Source organism: Chitinophaga caeni, assembly GCF_002557795.1.
Lineage (GTDB): Bacteria > Bacteroidota > Bacteroidia > Chitinophagales > Chitinophagaceae > Chitinophaga > Chitinophaga caeni.
On record NZ_CP023777.1, the window covers coordinates 5,165,839 to 5,186,189 of the forward strand.

23 protein-coding genes are annotated in these 20,351 nt (G+C 39.2%); 4 read left to right on the forward strand and 19 right to left on the reverse strand.

Annotated features, from left to right (window positions below; all coding sequences use genetic code 11):
• The first annotated feature begins 16 nt into the window (after positions 1 to 16).
• Entirely contained in the window at positions 17 to 1,894 is a 1,878-nt protein-coding gene (locus COR50_RS21700; RefSeq protein ID WP_098195944.1) for an Nramp family divalent metal transporter, read from the forward strand.
• A gap of 60 nt (positions 1,895 to 1,954) precedes the next feature.
• Here the strand turns inward: COR50_RS21700 and COR50_RS21705 are convergent, their stop codons facing one another.
• From COR50_RS21705 to COR50_RS21730, 6 genes are read right to left on the reverse strand one after another with little or no spacing between them, the layout of a single operon-like run.
• Positions 1,955 to 2,284, reverse strand: a complete 330-nt coding sequence (locus tag COR50_RS21705) for a hypothetical protein (RefSeq protein WP_098195945.1) — start codon at positions 2,282 to 2,284, stop codon at positions 1,955 to 1,957.
• Positions 2,285 to 2,295: 11 nt separating this feature from the next.
• Positions 2,296 to 2,964 (reverse strand): hypothetical protein, encoded by a 669-nt coding sequence (locus tag COR50_RS21710; protein WP_098195946.1) that lies wholly within the window; start codon positions 2,962 to 2,964, stop codon positions 2,296 to 2,298.
• The gene (locus COR50_RS21715) at positions 2,907 to 3,371 is read right to left on the reverse strand and encodes a hypothetical protein (protein ID WP_098195947.1); all 465 of its coding nucleotides are present in this window, start codon (positions 3,369 to 3,371) and stop codon (positions 2,907 to 2,909) included. Before COR50_RS21715 ends, COR50_RS21710 begins: the two co-directional genes overlap by 58 nt.
• Before the next feature lie 31 nt (positions 3,372 to 3,402).
• The gene (locus COR50_RS21720) at positions 3,403 to 3,951 is read right to left on the reverse strand and encodes a hypothetical protein (RefSeq protein ID WP_157761054.1); all 549 of its coding nucleotides are present in this window, start codon (positions 3,949 to 3,951) and stop codon (positions 3,403 to 3,405) included.
• 54 nt (positions 3,952 to 4,005) lie between these two features.
• Positions 4,006 to 4,242, reverse strand: coding sequence for an RHS repeat-associated core domain-containing protein (locus COR50_RS22795; RefSeq protein ID WP_098195949.1), 237 nt, complete (start codon positions 4,240 to 4,242; stop codon positions 4,006 to 4,008).
• A gap of 18 nt (positions 4,243 to 4,260) precedes the next feature.
• Complete coding sequence (locus COR50_RS21730; RefSeq protein ID WP_098195950.1) at positions 4,261 to 4,851, reverse strand: hypothetical protein; 591 nt, start codon at positions 4,849 to 4,851, stop codon at positions 4,261 to 4,263.
• Between the two features lie 602 nt (positions 4,852 to 5,453).
• Here COR50_RS21730 and COR50_RS22510 point away from each other — a divergent pair.
• On the forward strand, positions 5,454 to 5,591 hold the full coding sequence (locus COR50_RS22510) for a hypothetical protein (protein WP_198405734.1): 138 nt from the start codon (positions 5,454 to 5,456) through the stop codon (positions 5,589 to 5,591).
• A gap of 127 nt (positions 5,592 to 5,718) precedes the next feature.
• Here the strand turns inward: COR50_RS22510 and COR50_RS21735 are convergent, their stop codons facing one another.
• From COR50_RS21735 to COR50_RS21745, 3 genes are all read right to left on the reverse strand, one after another.
• A complete protein-coding gene (locus tag COR50_RS21735; protein WP_098195951.1) occupies positions 5,719 to 6,216 on the reverse strand; it encodes a hypothetical protein in 498 nt (165 codons plus the stop codon).
• A gap of 236 nt (positions 6,217 to 6,452) precedes the next feature.
• Positions 6,453 to 6,785: a DUF6984 family protein gene (locus COR50_RS21740; protein WP_098195952.1), complete on the reverse strand. Its 333-nt coding sequence runs from the start codon at positions 6,783 to 6,785 to the stop codon at positions 6,453 to 6,455.
• Positions 6,786 to 7,153: 368 nt separating this feature from the next.
• Positions 7,154 to 7,366, reverse strand: a complete 213-nt coding sequence (locus COR50_RS21745) for a SymE family type I addiction module toxin (RefSeq protein WP_098195953.1) — start codon at positions 7,364 to 7,366, stop codon at positions 7,154 to 7,156.
• Positions 7,367 to 7,508: 142 nt separating this feature from the next.
• Between COR50_RS21745 and COR50_RS21750 the strand changes: the two genes are divergently transcribed.
• Together COR50_RS21750 and COR50_RS21755 are read left to right on the forward strand one after the other, a co-directional pair.
• On the forward strand, positions 7,509 to 7,838 hold the full coding sequence (locus COR50_RS21750) for a helix-turn-helix domain-containing protein (RefSeq protein WP_098195954.1): 330 nt from the start codon (positions 7,509 to 7,511) through the stop codon (positions 7,836 to 7,838).
• A 68-nt stretch (positions 7,839 to 7,906) separates the two neighbouring features.
• Positions 7,907 to 8,599, forward strand: coding sequence for a hypothetical protein (locus tag COR50_RS21755; protein WP_157761056.1), 693 nt, complete (start codon positions 7,907 to 7,909; stop codon positions 8,597 to 8,599).
• A gap of 232 nt (positions 8,600 to 8,831) precedes the next feature.
• Here COR50_RS21755 and COR50_RS21760 read toward each other — a convergent pair whose 3' ends face one another.
• The 10 genes from COR50_RS21760 to COR50_RS21810 all read right to left on the reverse strand — a co-directional run bounded on the left by COR50_RS21760 (position 8,832) and on the right by COR50_RS21810 (position 20,339).
• Entirely contained in the window at positions 8,832 to 9,311 is a 480-nt protein-coding gene (locus COR50_RS21760) for a hypothetical protein (protein ID WP_157761057.1), read from the reverse strand.
• Positions 9,312 to 9,378: 67 nt separating this feature from the next.
• Positions 9,379 to 10,095, reverse strand: coding sequence for an RHS repeat-associated core domain-containing protein (locus COR50_RS21765; RefSeq protein WP_098195957.1), 717 nt, complete (start codon positions 10,093 to 10,095; stop codon positions 9,379 to 9,381).
• A gap of 13 nt (positions 10,096 to 10,108) precedes the next feature.
• Positions 10,109 to 10,738 carry a hypothetical protein gene (locus COR50_RS21770; RefSeq protein WP_098195958.1) on the reverse strand — a complete coding sequence of 210 codons (630 nt, stop codon included), beginning with the start codon at positions 10,736 to 10,738 and terminating at the stop codon, positions 10,109 to 10,111.
• Between the two features lie 554 nt (positions 10,739 to 11,292).
• Positions 11,293 to 11,799 carry a hypothetical protein gene (locus COR50_RS21780; RefSeq protein ID WP_157761058.1) on the reverse strand — a complete coding sequence of 169 codons (507 nt, stop codon included), beginning with the start codon at positions 11,797 to 11,799 and terminating at the stop codon, positions 11,293 to 11,295.
• A 6-nt stretch (positions 11,800 to 11,805) separates the two neighbouring features.
• Entirely contained in the window at positions 11,806 to 12,018 is a 213-nt protein-coding gene (locus COR50_RS22800) for a DUF1493 family protein (protein ID WP_098195961.1), read from the reverse strand.
• A gap of 292 nt (positions 12,019 to 12,310) precedes the next feature.
• Positions 12,311 to 12,709, reverse strand: a complete 399-nt coding sequence (locus tag COR50_RS21790) for a hypothetical protein (RefSeq protein WP_098195962.1) — start codon at positions 12,707 to 12,709, stop codon at positions 12,311 to 12,313.
• A gap of 141 nt (positions 12,710 to 12,850) precedes the next feature.
• Positions 12,851 to 13,312, reverse strand: a complete 462-nt coding sequence (locus tag COR50_RS21795) for a carboxypeptidase-like regulatory domain-containing protein (protein WP_157761060.1) — start codon at positions 13,310 to 13,312, stop codon at positions 12,851 to 12,853.
• A 278-nt stretch (positions 13,313 to 13,590) separates the two neighbouring features.
• Positions 13,591 to 14,250 carry an RHS repeat domain-containing protein gene (locus tag COR50_RS21800; protein ID WP_262496279.1) on the reverse strand — a complete coding sequence of 220 codons (660 nt, stop codon included), beginning with the start codon at positions 14,248 to 14,250 and terminating at the stop codon, positions 13,591 to 13,593.
• 23 nt (positions 14,251 to 14,273) lie between these two features.
• On the reverse strand, positions 14,274 to 14,804 hold the full coding sequence (locus COR50_RS21805) for a hypothetical protein (RefSeq protein ID WP_098195964.1): 531 nt from the start codon (positions 14,802 to 14,804) through the stop codon (positions 14,274 to 14,276).
• 3 nt (positions 14,805 to 14,807) lie between these two features.
• Positions 14,808 to 20,339, reverse strand: a complete 5,532-nt coding sequence (locus COR50_RS21810; RefSeq protein ID WP_098195965.1) for a DUF6443 domain-containing protein — start codon at positions 20,337 to 20,339, stop codon at positions 14,808 to 14,810.
• Positions 20,340 to 20,351: the final 12 nt, after the last annotated feature.

The window sequence follows — 20,351 nt, forward strand, 5'->3', positions numbered from 1 at the left end:
TAGCAATCCAGGATTTATGAACCGACATCATAATACAAATTCGTTAAGCGAAGTACATAACTCGGTAGATATGACTAAAAGTCGCTCGAAATGGCGACGTATATTAGCTTTCTTCGGACCGGCTTACCTTGTAAGCGTTGGTTATATGGATCCGGGCAACTGGGCTACGGATCTTGCGGGTGGTGCGCAGTACGGCTACACACTAATTTGGGTGCTGTTGATGAGTAACCTGATGGCATTGTTGTTACAAAGCCTGAGTGCGCGGTTGGGGATTGTCCGCGGCAGGGATTTGGCACAGGCTAATAGGGAAACCTACCCTAGCATTATCAACTTTTGTTTATATATTCTCGCGGAAATAGCCATTGCCGCCACCGACTTAGCCGAAGTATTAGGCATGGCAATCGGATTACAATTACTGACCGGCATCAGTTTAACTTGGGGCGTTTCTTTAACCGTTTTGGACACCTTCCTACTGTTGGTATTACATCGTTACGGGATCAGGAAGATGGAAGCATTTATTATTTCGTTGGTTGCCATCGTGGGCACCTCGTTTATGATCGAGTTGCTACTGGCAAAGCCTGAAGTCGGGGAAATCGTGAAAGGATTTGTTCCGCACATCCCGGACGAAACGGCATTGTATATCGCGATCGGTATTATAGGCGCCACGGTAATGCCGCATAACCTGTACTTACATTCGGCCTTGGTACAAACCCGTAAAATTAAACGGAACGATGCCGGCATCCGGCAAGCGATTAAGTATAATTTCATGGATAGCGCGATCGCGTTGAACCTGGCATTTTTTGTAAATGCCGCGATTTTAATTCTTGCCGCGAAAGTATTTTTTGAATCGGGTTATACCGGTATAGCGGATATCCGCGATGCGCATATGATGCTGGATAAACTGCTAGGCACCAAGCTGGCCCCGATCTTATTCGCGGTAGCATTAATTGCAGCGGGACAAAGTTCAACCGTTACCGGGACATTGGCCGGGCAAATCGTGATGGAAGGATACCTGAGCCTACGTATCAACCCCTGGTTGAGGAGGTTAATTACAAGATTATTAGCGATCATCCCGGCATTGTTAGTAATTTTAATAGCAGGAGAGGAGCAAATAGGCGGGTTATTAGTCTTCAGCCAGGTATTATTGAGTTTACAGCTCGGTTTCGCGGTCATACCCCTGATACATTTCGTAAGCGATAAAACCACGATGGGACATTACGCGATCCGCTGGCATGTAAAACTTGCAGCCTGGGCAATTGCAGCAGTCCTAGTGTATTTAAATGCCAAGATGGTGTACACGGAAGCTATACAATATATTCAAGAACCGGGGAACACTTGGATTGATATCACGATTATAGTATTCGGTCTTTTCTTTATGACCCTTCTCGTGGTGACCATTATTTACCCGTTAATCAACCGCTATAAAAAAGCAACCGAAGCGCGGATGCATCCATCGCAGGTGAGCCTTGGCAACATAGAACACCCCGTGTATAACAGGATTGCCCTAGCCTTGGATTTCAGCAATTACGATGAGAAAATCATCAGCAATGCTTTAGCGCAAGGCAACCCTAACACGAGCTATATTTTGATCCATATCGTGGAAAGTGCTTCTGCACGGTATTTCGGTAATGAAAGCGATGATCTTGAAACCCGCAAAGACCAGGAACAGTTGGATACGTATATAAGGTTGCTAAAAGATAAAAACATTAACGCCAAGGGAGTCTTAGGTTATAGAAATCGGACTAAGGAAATCGTGAGGATCGTGAAAGAAGAACAGGCCGATTTATTGGTACTCGGCGGCCATGGGCACCGGGGTATCAAGGATTGGATTTACGGGGAAACGGTGAACCACGTAAGGCATTATGTGAAAGTGCCGGTGCTGGTGGTGCAGTGATAGATTGGCCGGATCATTTTATTTTTTAGGAAAAAGCCACCCGACTGGATGGCTTTTGATTTAGTTACATTTAGTATATTTCTGTAGTACTTTGTTTTCCATTAAAGATTTAAGCACTAAACTATCTTTATTCAGATAAAGTATTTCCTCTTTTATTATTTCCCCTGTTGGCTGAACCAGATGCAAATAATTATTTTTTTTGTAGTATTTAAAGGAATAAACTGTATCCATTTTACTACTAAATACAGCAATGGAATCTATGCCAAAAGTTATTACTGGGTAATTTAATTGTGTCTTATCATCCAAACACCATTTCCCAACTATACTTTTATTTACTGTACAAGATTGTATAAAAACAAACACTATAACACCTAAAATTATTTTTTTCATATTCAAAACTTTTAATGTTTAATGTTTGATAATTTACCTAGTTGTCCTGTTCCAGTATTTGGGTCATACTTTATTTTATCTAGTCCAAGATTATTTATGTCTTGTTGAGTGACTTTCCTATATACAGGATTTATAGTATTTGAACGAGCTCCAGTTGTTGGGTCAACAGCAGAATTCCCTTTTTTCGGGTAATATGTATATTTCGCATCAACTAGTGTTCCTCTTGGATACATTATTCCAGGTTGTCCTTTGCCTCTTAAATCTGTATCTGTTGGGTGAGCTAAACCATAGCCGTGTCCAAATTCGTGTGTCTCTGTAGTAATTTTAGCGTCATTAACATTCTTAATTAAAAACTCTCCTGTGTTACTTCCTACACCATCCATATAAGAAACATCTATTCGTGATTTAGTAAACTTTATATAATTATTCTTTATATCAGTATTGTTTTTTATATCATCCGCAGTTATGGAGTTATCAAAAATTCCCGTTACAACAAAACTAACACTATACTCAACATCATCTATTGTGGTTTTTCCATTCGCAGCATTCCATTGACTCTGGATGTTTGAAGCTGCTTTTGTTGCTAATTCAGAACTGCCATCAGCTCCATAATCAGTCTCATTTACAAGACTCCTTGTGTTACCAGATTCTTTACCTGCTGAATCCTTTCTCGAGACCAAGGAGCAAACTGTTTTTGGGTAAAATATGTCTTTCTATCTACATCGATACGTATCATATCCACGATATATCTAGATGAAGCATCTTGAATAACCCTCACTTTCACATCCTTTCTGTTACGCTGAATTTTTCTTACTTGGCTAAAATACAGTGTTTCTATTTCAACTATATCATTATCTTCATCCAGATAAACTTTGTACAAAACATTAACAGACATTCTTAACCCATATAAGGCCACTAAAAGTAAAAACCCAGCCTCAACAATAATCACTCCCCACCCTAGTCCAATCTTTACGAATAATGCAATGTCTATGACGACAAAAAGCAGCAGAAATACTCTAATATTACGCCAATATCGTAATAAAAAATGTCGATTAGCTTCCTCAATTCCAAAAAGCTCTAATTTCATTGCTACAATGACTTTTAAAGGATATTATTAATTAGTTTCCTTCTTTCTTTTCGTCTTTTTTCTGCTCAATTGCTTGATCTATCTTTATAACCACTTTTTCACCATCTTTATACGTATCACTTGCCGTCTTTGTTTTATCAATAGCTACTAATGCTTTGGGCTGGTTTGGTTTGGCTTTTTTCAGCAAATCCTTTGTACCCGTTAATACTGTCTCCAAGAACCCTCCAACATTCTGCAATAGTCCATTTGTACTTTGTCCCGTTGCAGCCTCGGTTGTTTTGTCGGCAACAAGCCCAACAGTCTCTCCCAAACCCTCAGGTATTGCTTCCACTTTTGGATTGTCTGGATTAACCGCATGAGCTATGTCTTTTGTAAGAGTTAAACCTAGTGCCGGAATACCAAGTATTATTCCCGCGGGCCCTCCTAAAAGAATACCCGCAGTTATACCTGCATATTTCAATCCGGTAGCGGCTCCTTCTGCATAGGGTTTTATTTCTTTCAACGCTGTATTTGCGGTATTCTCGATATTCCTGGCAGTAGTCGATGTTATGCCAGCCGATTGCCAAAGCTGGGCTTTCAAGTATCCGATGCTTTCAAGTCCCTCCAACTCGACATGTGCTATCACCTGATTCTCCTAAAATGCATAAGGAGAGTTATGCGTATAATCAGATGCCAGAGGGTCAATTTCAATAAATCTCCCGATCTGCGGATCATGATTCCTATATTTAAATCCATACCAATTAAGTCCTAACTCATCATCCAACGGTTGATCCTGGAATAGCTGGTTCTTGTTGACTGGGTTGTAAATAACTCTGGCAGATATCCCCTTCATCACCAACCCAAACGGATAATAATGCGTCTCCTCCAACAATACTTCTTCGACATGTATTTATTCCTCATCAATAGCAAGTCTTCCAAGGTAATCCATTCGCAAAATGGCCTTTTTCCCAATGTCTGTCAATGGAATAGAAATACTATACTTTATAACCAAGCCATCCTCTTCAAAGGAAATGACAGGATACAACATTGCTCCATATTCAATTAATTCGACAGGCAATATCTTGTAAAAAATCGGTTTCTGCAAAATCGTATCTAATATAATTGAACTATTTCGGCTCAATTGAATCGACGAAACAAACTCAGGCACCTTATAGTGACTTAATCCATATACACGGGTATACTTGTCTGGAATTAACATTGTTTTAGCTTGATTTGCATAATGCTTGAAAGAAAAAGTTATTTTATCAGAACCTACGTCAAACACAGAATCAACAACAACAGTATCCAACAATAATTTCTCAAATGTTTTGACAAACGTGATGAGTTCTTCGTCATTTTCAAGCTCATTTTTTTTGCCATTTTCTACTTTCTCATCTAAAGTTGTGCTATCATTCGTTTTGAAATGCCCTCTTTTAGTTTGGGAATCAATGCATGAACTAATGAAAAAAGTGGCAACAAATAAAAAAAGGTACTTATTCATTCTTTCTCTCTTTTAATTAGACAATTTAGTCCTATACACATTCTGTGCTGCATTTCTCCAGTAGTTATAGGAATCTGCTTTACCCCGTGACCTAACCTTCTCCGCCAACCGCATATATGTATTCATTTCCTTCATCGCTTGTCCAGTAGCAATAGTCGTACTTGCGTTTGTCAGCCGAGTGCCAATTAAACTACTTCCCGGGCTCCATAATCATACCACTCTAACCCACTGCCAGCAAACTCCTTACTCTGCAACTCTTTACCATTATAATGATACTTGTTCTCAGGACTGTAAATTGCTTTACTGCTAATCCCCTTCATCACCAACCCAAAAGGATAATAATATGTCTCCTCCAGCACCGGCCCGCTCTCGTTGCTCGTGTAAACGTACAGGAAGCCACTCTTCTACATTACCATCTGGCCTTCTGCTAAGATATGCAGCTCGGCTACGCTCGCTGCGGGCTATTTCTTAATGATGATTTCCTCCAAGTTATACTTTTCATCGAACTTCACGAAATCCAGATGGCTTTTAGCCGATCTGTATTATGATCACCGTTATCGCGCTTCCGCAAACGCTGGTAGGCGTTGTTGTAAAAATCCGCTGTGATTGGGCTAGACCTGATCCCCGATCCCTTCAAGGCATTTTGGGGCGCCGCACCGCCAAGCGCGTTCAACAAGGCCGGCACGATATCCGTCTCGATATTAACTGCCGCCTGTTCTTGGGGTGTGACTGATTTATAGAAAGCGTTCGCGGCGATGCTGATCGTATCTCAGGCCATCACCTTCAAAATGCTTTCTCACTGAATTTGTTTTACTATAGTGTCTAAAGGATCCGAGAGGGGATTGTGATCAATAAAAATTGGTTATCCTATTTTGCTTCCTTTGCCTGTCTCCAAAATCTGCTTATCTTACCTGTATCAGTATTAGTGTAAGGTTTATAAGGTTCATTGTTAAAAATTAAAATTTCATTCCTTAAAATCAAGGTATCTACTCTTTCTTTTAACATCATCGTATCTCCTGGAAGATTTAAAAAACTATAAACTTTTTTATACTTGGTTAGAACAATGCTATCGCGCATTTCCCATTTTCCATAATATAAGCTATAGCCAGGTTCCGAAGCAATTATTAAGCTGTCGTTATCTCCGGGGGCATTTGTAGATCCAACTAAAATAAACTCAGATTTAGCAAATGAAAAAATGTAAAAGGAAGCATGATTTATACCTTCAAGTTCCTGATCACCTTCTACTGCACTTTTCCACTCAATTTTTACTGGAACCCAAACTCCTTCTAACTTGTCTTCCTTTTTAACACCTTTCATGCTTGAGCAAGAAGAAACAATTAATATTAATAATATAATTTTTAACATAGACGTTTATGGATTTATAACTACAAAAGGAGTTTTCTATTGACGAGTTTTTCCTAGCGAAGGTATTGGGCGTGTCGCTCGACTGCCTCGTCGGCATTACCGATTTGGAGCTAGATGCTACTACAATCGGAAGGATACAGGATATTAATAACCTGTCCTTAATAGACAAAGAACTCGTGTTCCAGTTCCTTGATTCTTTTATCGCTAACAGGAAAATTAAAAATGTCCTCCAATAATTACAATTTACCTGGGAGGTGACTTAAAGGACTTAAATCTGTTTTCCACACATCTAATTCAAATAGTTCTCCTTTAGTATCATAATTCAGCGAGATTATTACATCAACCCCATCGACATCACGGAATTGATATTCACTTATTCTTTCTCCAAATTTACGATCCTCTACAAATATTCCATTAGGGAATAAAAGCAGGCTTCCCATTCCTCCATCTTGCATGGAGCGAACCTTCAAATCAGTTTCCCAATTTAAAGGTAGTATCCTGGCTGCCTTATGCACCAATAACTTTATAAGATTAAGCTCTTGCCTTGATGGCTTTCCAATCGACTCCATGTATTCTTCCTATGTTTTGTTTATTGTTCCATCCGGTAGTTTGAATGCAGTATAATGTATTCTTTGCCCTGCAACTTCTATCACCTGATTAAATGGCTTACCAGGCACTATCTGTGCAGATACTGTGCCAACCAGACCCCGCTCAGGTTCAGCCACGGCTAATATTTATCACCCCTGTCGCGCGGATACGCTTTTGCACCTACCTTTACCAGGCGCAGTTTGTTAACCTTGCGTGCCATGTGGAAAAAACATTTGATTAGAATTTATCCGTTCCAAAGATAACGGATGCTTTCTAATCAACAAAATTATTCCGTTTTGTTAACAACAATTATGTTCCATAATTTCGGCTTATGCCCGGTTGGGCCGTTTTAATCAGTACGTATGAGTTTTGGTAAACGTTTGTTGGAAGCCCACAAAACATTGCTCACCGTGATCTCTAGCTGGTCGCCGATCTGGAACCCAGCCTGTGCCAACCAGACCGCGCTCAGGTTCAGCCACGGTAAATATTTATCGGCCCTGTCGCGCGGATGCGCTTTTGTACCTAGCTTTACCAGGCGAAACTTGTTGACTTTGCGCACCATATGGAAAAAACATTTAATTAGAACTCATCCGTTCCAAAAATAACGTATGAGCTCTAATCAACAAAATTATTCCGTTTTGTTAACAACAATTATGTTCCATAATTTCGGCTTATGCCCGGTTGGGCCGTTTTAATCAGTACGTATGAGTTTTGGTAAACGTTTATTGGAAGCCCGCAAAAAGAAAGGTATCAGCCAGGAAGAGATGGCCTCTCACCTCGGTACTAAAGGGCCTGCTATCGGTAGATATGAGCGGGATGAGATGAAGCCGTCCATTGATGCAGCTACAAAAATGGCGAAGGTGCTGGGCGTATCGCTCGATTGGCTTGTCGGCATCACCGATATGGAGCTGGATGCCGCCACCCTCGGCAGGATACAAGATATCAATAAACTGTCCCCAAAAGACAAAGAACTCGTGTTCGAGTTCCTCGATTCTTTTATCGCCAACAGGAAAATTAAAAACGTATTGCAATAAATATGTTCGGGTTCTTTCGTAAATCTACAAAAGCTAAATGCCCTATTCCTGAAGAGAACAGGATATGGATGGAAGACGCATTCAAATGGCTGATAAGCGAGTTTAAAAAAGATAAAATTATTTCCCGCAAGATATTAAGGCCATCTAACGAAGATTTCCCCTTCCAGTTTAATCAGTCTGAAGAAGATGCCTATATTCTGCTACCAGTCATTGCCGAACAAATGGAAGTTGAATCATCACAAATAGAACTTCGGTTTTATGACCAAACATTGGCAGAATTTTCCTCAGGCGCAGGAAAAATATTTTCACAACAAACGCCCGGCGAACAATATTCAGCTGGTACTTATAATACTAAAAAGAATGCAGGGAAATTTGTCATCTCAATAGAAGCTGCCCAATTAAAAAATACAGAAAGCCTCATCGCCACTTTAGCTCACGAGTTCGCTCACATTAAACTAATAGGAGAAAAAAGAATAAAACAAAATGATGAGTTCCTTACTGATTTAGTCACTGTCATTTTTGGCCTAGGCATTTTTAATGCCAATTCTTCATTCAGGTTTTATACAAATCAAGAAAGCTGGGGATATCGAAAACAAGGTTACCTGAGCCAGCAAGAATGGGGGTACGCGCTAGCTCTATTCGCTCTTTTACGTGATAAAGATGAAAAAAAACCTCAGTGGATCAACTTTCTTGTTCCGAACATTAAATCTGATTTCAAAAAAAGCATGACATTCCTTACTGACAATAGCCCCATCCTTTAAGTTTACCGTCGCCTTACAGGAAAGGATTGCCCGGGGCGCCATTGATGATCGTATCCAGAGCCAAGCAATAGCATCAATAAAAAAATCACAAACATAGCAAGCACTATGTAAAGAGGACGAAAAACAGCACGTTTTCGCCCTCCTTGATGTATTCCTGAAGCAGACCAAACTACGAAGTATTATGTAATGAAAAAGCCCTGCATTTCTGCAAGGCTTTATTTTTGATTTCTGACTATTTCAGTTTGTAAAACTGAACTTTGTCTCCACCTGTTTTATTTATTAAATAGTCTTCCGTAATCTTAATTACATCTATTTTACCCTCCTCGCTTTTCAGTATTGTTCCACCAGCATAGGTAAAACTCTGATGAAGTGGAATATCATAATATATCATTAAGTTTTCATCCTCTAATAGTTGAAGTTTGTTATATTCTAATGCTCCCCCGGGCTTATAAATAATTAGCTGTTGAATATCTCCACTTGTATCATAAATAGCTTTGCTCCTCAATGAATACTCAATATTATCAAGCTTAAAAACTGATTCATCAGAATAGTTGTAATTTTTGTCAACCATCTGGACGCCCATAAAAATCTCTACAACCTTTGTTTTTTTTTGAGCTTCACAACTTACAACAAATACCATCACAAGAACGGTTAACAGTAAGTTAATTGATTTTTTTGGTCGTTGGATATTCATTGCCTTCTCTTTTTTCAATTACTACTCTGATATGTCCAGGGTTTGTTTGACTTTTATTAGCTTGGTCTTGAATGGTATTCAAATGCTATGCGAATATGAAATTCCCGCCTACGTGTATCATTACTCCTGCAGCCACATCATCTTTATTTCTGCATCCCATATTTACGGATGTCTGATTTGGTTCTGCATGAACAACTTCAGAGCCTTTCTGTGTTAACTTTAAAGCCTCCGTTCCATTTCCTTTGGGATAGCCTCCGTTCATTACTTTTCCAGTAAAATTATTTACGTTTCCATCTTTGGGCTCAAAGGCAACATTGGAAGCTGTAGAATTTCCCTGCTCAACGGTCCAAGCATCTCTTGTAACAGAAAATTCCATTCTAAAATTAGCATCCTCTGTATCAGTTACTACGACTTTATACAAATCAACTTGGGTTGTGGCTCCACCGCTATATCCCAATACTCTTTGCTCCGCAGTTTGACCCGTTTTTTGTTTTGTAATTGTAACAATTGGATAAGCTGCTCTTCCGTCTGGATCTATTTTGTTGAAAGGATTATTATCAGTAAACACATATGGAGATTGGAGAGAGAACTCTTCAGCTAATGGGTCAACAGCATGCCACCTACCTATCTGCGGGTCATACATCCTCGCTCCATAATCATACCACTCTAACCCACTGCCAGCGAACTCCTTATTCTGCAATTCCTTCACATTGTATTGGAACTTATTCTCCGGGCTATAGATCGCGTTGCTGGATATCCCCTTCATCGTCAACCCAAACGGATAATAATGCGTCTCCTCCAAGAATGATACATTATTACTGCCGAACAGCAGGAGCGGTAATTTCGCTCCCCAATATTGCTGATTTTAATCCTTCATAGAACATGCTATCACCGCTATTACCCTGGTCCCGCATTATATCCAAGCTCTCAAGAACTCTTGATTTCTCTTCTACTTTGGCTTTTATAAAAAACAAATCTGCAATCGCTTCCTTATCAGATTGATGCAGATTTATATACCTCAATACATCATCAATTATACCCAAATATTGTTCGTTCCTGCTTGCTGAATCTCCTTGACTTTCTAACTCCATTGCCTTTAAGCTTTTAAGGTAAAAGTCCTTTTTATATGGCTTTTCGAACTTCTTTTCATCTAATGAATAAATAAACTTATACCCAAGATCATATTCTTTAAGCAATATCAAAACCCTTATTTTCAAATTAACCATTTTAACATTATAATCGGGACAGTCATTAATATTTTTTTGAACAATATGTAAGACAGTATCAAGCATCTCCTGATCTGCGTTCTGGTAATATTCATTCAATCGAGCATTAGCTTCCTCATACGCTTCTTTACATTTGCTTTTTTCAGATTTTATTTCCCCCTGGCAACCTGAACAAATTACCTTTAATACTAAAACAAAAAAAAATATATACATCTTCATATGAGCTATTTTTTAGGAGCAGTCCACTTGTGATTAAATGTTTTGGGTATAGGAATAACCGGGTGAACGACTACTGGTGTCATTAGATTAGATGAGCTCTCTACCCAAAATCCTCCACTAATTTTCACATTAGACAAGCTTTTTGATGGGCTTAAATCCGATGCTGGAATAGTTGTTCCCCCAGAACTGGATGTTGTACCTGTCTCATATATGTAAGCGCCGTTTCCACCGGGGCATTCCCCGTTTCCATCGTGGCTGTATACATGCTGAAATCCGTCTGCTCCGTCAGTACCACCCGCACGTTGCCCTGGGTAAAGCCGCTCAATCTTCATCTTTACGGCAGTTCCTTCCTATGCCACCTTTACTATTTCCAAAGCAACCTCCAGCAGAAAGATACTGCCAATGAAGAAAACGAGCACTGCAAAGTCGTCAGATAAAAAATCTTCTGTCTTAATAAAACTCTATATACTTTAAAATTAAAAAATCGGAGTGAAAGCCCGATTTTTATGATTTACACAGTTTTTGAGATAGTGTCATTTAATTTCATTCAGTAGCTATAGCTGGTCTGACATTTCTCCTGTATCTATGTTAATTCTAAAAGGAATACCTAAACCCGGATAGGGGTCTGCAAAATAAATAACGAACGAAGTTTCCCAGCCCTTTCCGAATAACCGGTTTATTATTCTTGGTTTTGTATTATCAACAAGCTGAACAATAATGTTCTTGTTACCGTTATTATCTATCAGTCCAACATATTGCCTTACCCAACGACAAAAGAATGTTTTGGTGTCAACATTTGTTTTTCTTATCTCGTTATACTTGTTGTTGAAAATCTTTTCTGCTTTTATTATGTCGTCTTTTGTTGGTGTATACCTGGACTGTAAGTTTCTCATTTCAATCCCAACAACATAATCCTTATTAAAAACTACTCCCTTTTCATTGTAATAAGCAGGAAGATGTATTACAGTAAATTGATGTGATGAATCAAGACTGCTATCTTGTGCTTTGCTCATTAAACTTATGCTCAAATTGATTGATAATAGCAATATATAAACTCTCATAATTTATCAATAATAAACAAATGGAATTGGCGAAGGGTCTTCTGGTTCATCATACTTGGTAATGTAAAAATAATCAATATTTACATTATAGCGTTTCCTAAATGCTAAAATTAGCGCTTCTCCATCATCACCGGTCAGGCCAAGGTCATTCTCAATAGAAGTATCCAAAGTAATTGAAACTTCATATCTTCTTGACTGTTCATGTATAAAAGCAACCAAATCTTAAAATGCTTCTTGATGCATTTTTTTATCTTTACAAAGTACCTGCGGCATTAGGAACCGGCATCTTATAGTATTTACAAACCTAAACTGATCGTTTGTAGGCATGTTGACAAATTTTGTCAAATAAAACTGATAAGTAGCATTACCATGGCAACCCTATTTAATATGATCGATACTTACCTGCGGGACTGCAAAGCGCATAAAGTATATGCTAAATAACAAAACCCGCACTCCATATTGTGCACGCTTCGTAGAGGTATTCAACTTTTCATTTTATAATCAAATCGATTTATTTTATTGCGGAGCCATATTTACCAAAGGAGTTTAAAAGAAAACGGAGATTAATTACTAAATAAACGGCTAAAAGCAGAAGTGCCCAAGGCTGAAATTCTGGTGTGGAAACACTAAAACCTCCAAATGACAAAGAATAAGACTCTGTCCTAATTTCTAATGTGAACGACGCTAAATTTAAGGTACAAAGCAATAAAATGATTCCTGTAAACAAAATCGCTAAACGATAGCTGAAAAGGAACATCAAAAGATTAATTAATACTAGAATCGCTGCTATACCATTTCTAACCCTAGCAAGATATGTGATATTCAAAATACGCCACCATCCGATCGTCACAAGTACAAGTACAACAGCGAATGGAAGTATCCGAATTAATCTTTTTAATTTAATACTCATATCTAAAAATTTACCAAGATCAAAAACTAAAAGAAACAGCTACCTGAATCATCTGTTGCGTTCATCCAAGTAGCATTCATTAGTATTCTTCTAAAATGAGTTGTTAAGAAATTTAAACAGCTTTTTAGTCACCCCCTAATATCACCTTTGCTTTTTCTTATAATAAGGTATAAACTCTTGTATATAGCAAGCTTTATCAGTTTTAAATATGCCTTTCTCAAATGCTTCTCTATGTAATTCTGGTAGCTTCTTAAATTTTTTCATTCGAAGTTTATCAACTTTCTTGAGAGTTCGAAAATCATAAGTACCGCTTAACATCATCACAACCTCAACTTCATCACATGTATCTACAAACGCTATTGTTACCTGCTCAAATCCAACATCCCTAAATAATATTTTTTTCACGGAAACAGGGATGTCTATTTGGAAAAAACCATTTGAATCTGTTCTACCAACTTCAACCGTATCATTAATCATGATTAACGCTAATGGTACTATTTCAAAATCATCAGAAATTACTCGCCCCTTGATTGTTTTATTTTGTGAATAAAGACTAACTGTTGAAGCGGTGATTAAAATCAAGGTGATAATTAATTTCTTCATCCTATCTTCAATCTTTTTACGGTATATATTCATGAGTATAATCGTATTCTCCTGATCTTACCTGGCCTGCAATTCTATACAAAATAATAAAACTTGCATTGGGTATTAATGGCTTCTGCCCTTTTAGACTTCTAACGTCTTGTGAAAGTCCCGGGTCAGATTGAGTTGCACCTAACTTACCATCAGGATGTGTATGAAAATTCTTGTAAAATATTATTACTAGAAAAATTATTCCCGTATTTTTTTTGTAGTTCTATGACATTACCAAATGGTTTATCTTATTCGTTGTTTACATATTTTCCTAATACCATATCAGTAACATTTTTGGAACCATCAGACGAATACGAATAGCCTTTGATTTCCTTTCCAACATACTCTGAAAGCTGTAATGTAAAAGATTTAACTCCATCAACTGACGGTTGCCCTTTTCCACCAACGGTAATAACGTTATCATTTTTTTGAAAATTTATTCCGTCTTTTAGAATTCCTTTTTCTATTTCACCGATCGCTATTTTAGGCTTGCCATTTTTTTTAGTCTTAAGTACAACTTCGCCCTTTTTGTTTGTTTTTGATTTCAGTATTCTATCAGGATCATCATTTTTCTCACCTACTTGTTTTATCTCACCTGTTTTTTTATTCAGTATGTAATCCGTCAAACCATTGGGGTCTATTCTAATCATAGGATTATTCTGTACATAGTTGTATGAAGTTACCCAATAACGTTTTTGCGCCATCGGGTCAACAACATGCCATCTTCCGATCTGCTGGTCGTACATCCTGGCCCCATAATCATACCATTCAAGACCACTTCCGTTTGCGAACTCCTTACTCTGCAACTCTTTACCATTATACTGATACTTGTTCTCAGGACTGTAAATTGCTTTACTGCTAATCCCCTTCATCGTCAACCCAAATGGATAATAGTGCGTCTCCTCCACGGCCCGAGACTAGAACTGCTCAACTACTCAATATCTTTAGGATTTCCTCCACCCATTAGAAAGAATTTCCTGCATTGTGGGGAATTACACCCATAAAAATATGTCGTATCTTCATTTGAAATAGTAAAAAATGATCCTGCATTTACTCTATAGCTATAAAGGCTGCTGTCAATCTCTATCTGTCCTTTTATTTCGCATGGTAATACATAGTATAAATAGGAGAAATCATGCATATTAATTGATTCTCCGCTTTTGATTATTGTTACAATTGATGCTGGCGATAAGCTCCAGTTTTTGCATTTAGAGACCATTATATCATCTGGTGGAGCCTCGTTTAAGGTCCAGTTTGTAGATTTAACGTTTATGATGGAGTTGGGTTTAATCTCAATTTTTTTTGTAGTCTTTCCTTTCACCAATGTATCATTCTTAGCGACTACACTTGTATCTTTCATCTTAGTATGATCCTGTTCCTTTTTTAAGGTACGTGGCTTGACCTTACAAGAGATTAGTATATTGAGCAAGCTTATAAGAAGAATTAAGAAGTTCAGTTTCATAAATTATCTGTTTAAATACTGCATCCACCATGGGGTTTTGTTACTAGAAGTATTCTGAGACGGCGGTGCTAAATATTGAGATATTGCATTCATCACCACCCGACCTTCGTCTTTAGTTTTATAGGAAATATCCTCATGATTGTACACCTGTGCATTTGTTAAGTTATATGTTTGCTTCAAGCTATTAGTTAGAAAAGCAGTAGACGTTATTTGAGCATTAGTAAGAGGTTCCCAACTTTTGGCCTTATAATCGTAATTGCCGACGACCTCAATTCCAATGGCATTAGAATTGGTTGGGTATGTTTTATTTCTTACTTTCCCTACATGCAACGTATAAGATTCTAAACTTGCAGTTTGAAGAATCTCTCCATCTTTCCCCACTAAAAAATGTGTGCCATAGTTTACACCGTCCCTACCATTTTGAAACGCCCGTAGAGTACCCTCCGTCGAACTTGAAGCTGTTCTATGCAGAACTACGCCATTAACATCACCTAGGTTTCCTCTCTCCAGAGCTTCCACTCTATTTGGAGTAACACGATTACTTTCCACAAATCCTCCGTTCCCCAAAGTGAATGCGCGGCCACTTGTCGTGAGATTGTCATCAAAGTGCTGTTGTGCAGCATTTTGATTGGCATATGGTCCATAAATGTTAACTAATTCTCCAATTCCATTTTTTATGGACCATTTCTCAAGGCCTTCTAGTTCAACATGTGCAGTAACCTGATTTTCCGAAAAAGCATATGTTGAATTGTAAGTATACTCCGAAGCAAGAGGATCTATTTGAACAAACCTTCCTATCTGCGGGTCATGATTTCTCCATTTAAAGCCATACCAGTTCAATCCTAGATCATCATCCAACGGCTGCCCCTGGAACTTCTCATTCTTATTCTCTAGTTTTCCCGGTGCCTTTGCACTGATCCCCGCCATGGTCAACCCAAACGGATAATAATGCGTCTCCTCCAGTACCGGCCCGCTCTGCATCGCCACCGTCACGTTATCGAAGTAAACATCCTGCCCGCTCTCGTTACTCGTGTAAACGTACAGGAAGCCGCTCTTTTCCATCACCAGCTGGCCTTCTGCTAGCGTTTGCAGCTCGTCAGGGCTCGCGGCCACCTGCTTCACGCCGCTGTTGCCCTCCACCAAGTTAAACTTTTCATCGAACATCACGAAATTCAGGTAGGCTTTTGGCCGATCTGTATTATTATCACCCTTATCGCGCTCCCGCAAACGCTGGTAGGCGTTGTTGTAAAAATCTGCTGTGATTGGGCTAGACGTGATCCCCGATCCCTTCAAGGCATTTTGGGGCGCCGCACCGCCCAGCGCGTTCAGCAAGGCCGGCACGATATCCGTCTCGATATTCGCTGCCGACTGTTCTTGGGGTGTGACCGATTTATAGAAAGCGTTCGCGGCGATGCTGATCGTATCTCCGGCCATCACCTTCAATACCAGCGAGGGACCGATCTTGCTGCCTTCGTTATTCGCGTTCAGCTTTGCCACCTGCTTGTTCCCAGGGCTAGCTGCCGGGTAACCGGAAGGGTTCGCCGCACGGCTCGCGTCGATGTTGCTAAACAGCGCTGTTTCCACAGGGGCATTCTCCGTTTCCATCGTGGCCAGGTATATGCTGGTATCCGTTTGCTCGGTTAGCACCATACGTACGTTACCTAAGTGATCTTTTACAAAATAATCATATATATATCCGTTTAAATGACCGGAATTATAATCAGCTCTAATCCTCCCCTCTTCATGGGTAAAAAACTGCATGGTATCGTTCTCATAAATCACTCCTGATATATAATCCGTTACAGTTGTTCTTGTAGGGCTGACAGATTGATCGATTACTGTTTTTCTCAATTTATTACCCGCTGCATCGTAAACAAACTCGATTGTACCTTTTCCCGTAATACTGATATATTCCGGCAGGTTTAAGATATTATAGCGGATACTGTCGATTTCCTTATTTTCATCATATCTAAGATTACCATTTCGATCGTAATCATAATCGGTAACCTGTCCTTGTGTAACCTCCTTGAAGTCCCCCAAGGTTGAGTTGGGATTAAATACAGAATCGGTAACACTTTTTAATTTGTTGGAATGATCATAATAAGCGTAAGTTAAATTATCAATTATATTGCTGGATGTTCCATTCAAGCCACTGCGTTTTAATGACATGATGTTTCCATTAGCGTCATACCGGATAACAGGTACCGTAAAATCAATATTGTTGCCCGTATTCCATGTACTCCCCAACTGCTCTGTAAATTTCGCCTTCAACAAACGGTTACTATTATCATATTCAAAGCCATATGACCTCCGGGTAGTATCATTAAATCCCCTCCATCTAATACCGCTTATATTTCCATTAAATGAATTATTTGTATACCCCTGATCGTAAAATAACTCCATCCCGAAGAAATGTGGTGCGGCTGAATTTTCGCTATACGATTTATTTATACCATTAACCCATCCCCGGATATTATAATCATAATCTAACGATTCCAGGTCATTTCCCAAAGTTTTGGTCTCCAGTTGCCCTAAAGCATCGTAAGTCAATGTATCCAAGCGTTTTAACGTTCCCTCATCGTTCAATTGCTTATGTACACTGATCAACCTTCCCCCGTGATCGTAATTCATCGTTGTTAATACTTTTAATTCCGGTGTTAGGCTACTGGCTACATTCCTGTGGTGCAAATATGTACTCAAAACCTTACCGCTGAAATCATACAAGCTGGATATATAATCTGCGCCGGTACTCATGTTATTGCTTGCAGTTTGAATAACCCGGCCTTTTTCATCATAATAAGTACTTACTGTTGTCCAATCTCCTGTTTCAAGCACCCGCACCCGGGTTCCGGTTACCAGTCCTGTAGTTAAACTAGATGCTTCATCAGCCGGCTCCGGGAATTGCTCCTCTACTTGGGGCAATTTATTAAAATAAGAAGCTACGAATGGGTGCTTCCCCTCTCCACCCGATCCATAATCATAATTGTCGTAAAAAGTATAGGTTAAAGGATAAACATTGGCCGTGTTAATATTAGGCAAGGGGTTGGTTACAGTAACATTCGTAGAATAAGATACTCCCGGGCCCAAAATGGTTTCAAAATTGCCCCCGGCATCAAAACCCGCGTTGAATACAATCATTTCACTTGCTTTGTATTCGGTTCTTCCATCATGGGCTGCAACTTCTAAATTTTGTGGCACAGGGGTATCATAGGAAATAAGCCCTGTTGTAGTTCCGGCAATAGTATTCATCGAATTTTGCAAACCGGCCCTATTAGCGGTTGAATTATACAGGGCCGTTTCTACCGGGCGATTATGACCATCATAAAAAGTTAGCATCCAATGATTTTTTGCCTTCAAATTTCCATCCCTGCTAAATACAAGGCGATCCCGGTTATCGTAAACCATCTCTACGGGTTCAGCGCCCGGCACTTTCTTGATAATCATACGGTTCATCGCATCGTAAGCATATTGGAAGCAAAGCTCCTTACTGATATTCGCGGGGATTACCCAACCGGCAGAAATACTTTCTACTGCCTTGGGTGGTATTACAAACCTTACATTACCGATGTTATCATAAACATAATATGTATTCAACCAACCAATATGCGCTTTACTGGGATTCGCTACCAACTGGACTTTCTTTAACACGACTTTCCCTGACAGATCTTTATATTCGATTACCCTGTTTTCATCCTCATCCTTCGATTCAAGCACCCTTAACCTGCCTGCTGGATATATAGTACTCGAAATTGGAATTGCCATCGATACCGAGTCTATAACCCAAATCCTCACTTCTTCGTCGTAAGCATTAAACCGTTCAATGACCGATGTACCCCTCAAGTTACCCGTCCAGCTATTGCCCGGCGCCATCTGTTTCAATACGCGCCCGAGCGGTGACGGTTCAAATTCGGTTTGTGAATAGTAATAAGAGTCGCTTCCTTGGAATAGGTTATCATAAAAGGATGGTTGTTTCTGTGGTACATCCATTTTGAAAGATCCATCACCTGCATCATCTACATAAGGCAAATACACATTGGGAGATCGTCCGTATTGATCATAAAACACCGTACTTACAAGGTCGCCATAATTAGGGGAAGCTTGTGCCGCAACTGTTTGAAATTCGCGCCCCAAACCATCTATATACTTGGTAACCGTCTGCTGTTCAAATGGATCTATTAAGGCGTTTACCGCGGTAGTATCAAACACTCCCGGCTTTTTAACTAGCTTGGTTCTAACGAAATTTATATCATCCGGGTTATACTCACTATTGTATTTTGGGATGGGTTTTAACACTGCCGTCCCCGTTGCGGCATTATCATCCGGGGTGTTAGAACTACTTTTAGCAATAAATTTAACTGCACCAGTATATGAAGTTACGCCCGCACTCGTTACTTTCCTCCTAATATACAAAGGACTGTGGATGGTACTTTCATAATAATAGTTAAGTGTATTAGCTGAACTAATATCGGACCAGGAAATGCTATCCGTTGATTGTTGCCATTGGTAGGAGTAACCGCCGGGGCTACCGCTAGCCGCAGTTGCATATAAATACCCTATAGGCTCATTGAACCCGATCAATTTTTTCGATATTTCAAATATACCCGGGCTTAATATTCCAACCGTTACAACATTACTAAATAAAACATTTATACTGTTAATACTCGCTCCCAGCTTGAAATAAGTAGTTTGATCCAAATTTTGAGGCGTATAAGTAGCGCTATTAGCATTCTTAATAGCCTTCCAAACCAGGCTATCAGTTGAAGAATACCATTGGTAAGTAAATGGCACCCCGCTGACATTCGTCGCTGTTAATTGTTGAATGCTAGATTGATTTCCTAACCATTGGTTTACAGGGCTAATAACCGGTGGTCCAAGTACTGTTTGTACTGTAGCGGCATTACTTGTATAAGAATAAATATGTGATTGAATTACAACCCTGTAATATTTTATTACGGGGGAAGCATTAGCAGGGGGAATATAACTAGAAGAGTCCGCGCCCGGGATATCGGACCAATTTGAATTATCATCAGACACCTGCCATTGATACATATATTCTCCATCGCCACCACTTACTGAAGCCACCGTTATCGGTTCAGGCACATAATTAACTTGTACTGTTTGAATATCATTTGCTAAGCTAACGTTAGAAATAACAGGTAATACTAATACGACCAATGTGTCTGCCCCACCGCATTGATTCGATACCGTAATTAAAACGTAACGTTCAATTGTGGTTGGCAGAAAAGTAATTTTAGCATAAACAAAAGTACCAGAAGTTAAATTTGAAGACATCAGGCTCGGTGAACCCGTATCAACAAGTGATTCGATAAAACATGTTTCCCTCACCAAGCTTTGAACACCTATACTCGTTTTAATAATTACCGCGCTATTACACGAATCAACTCCTTGATAACAATATTCCACACCCGACCCAACCACTTCCGGCCCATTAATGATAATACCCTGCGCTTTGATAGAGGAAGATATCCCCAAACAAATTGACAGAATGGTTATTATAATCAATCTATATTTCATAGATACAGGATT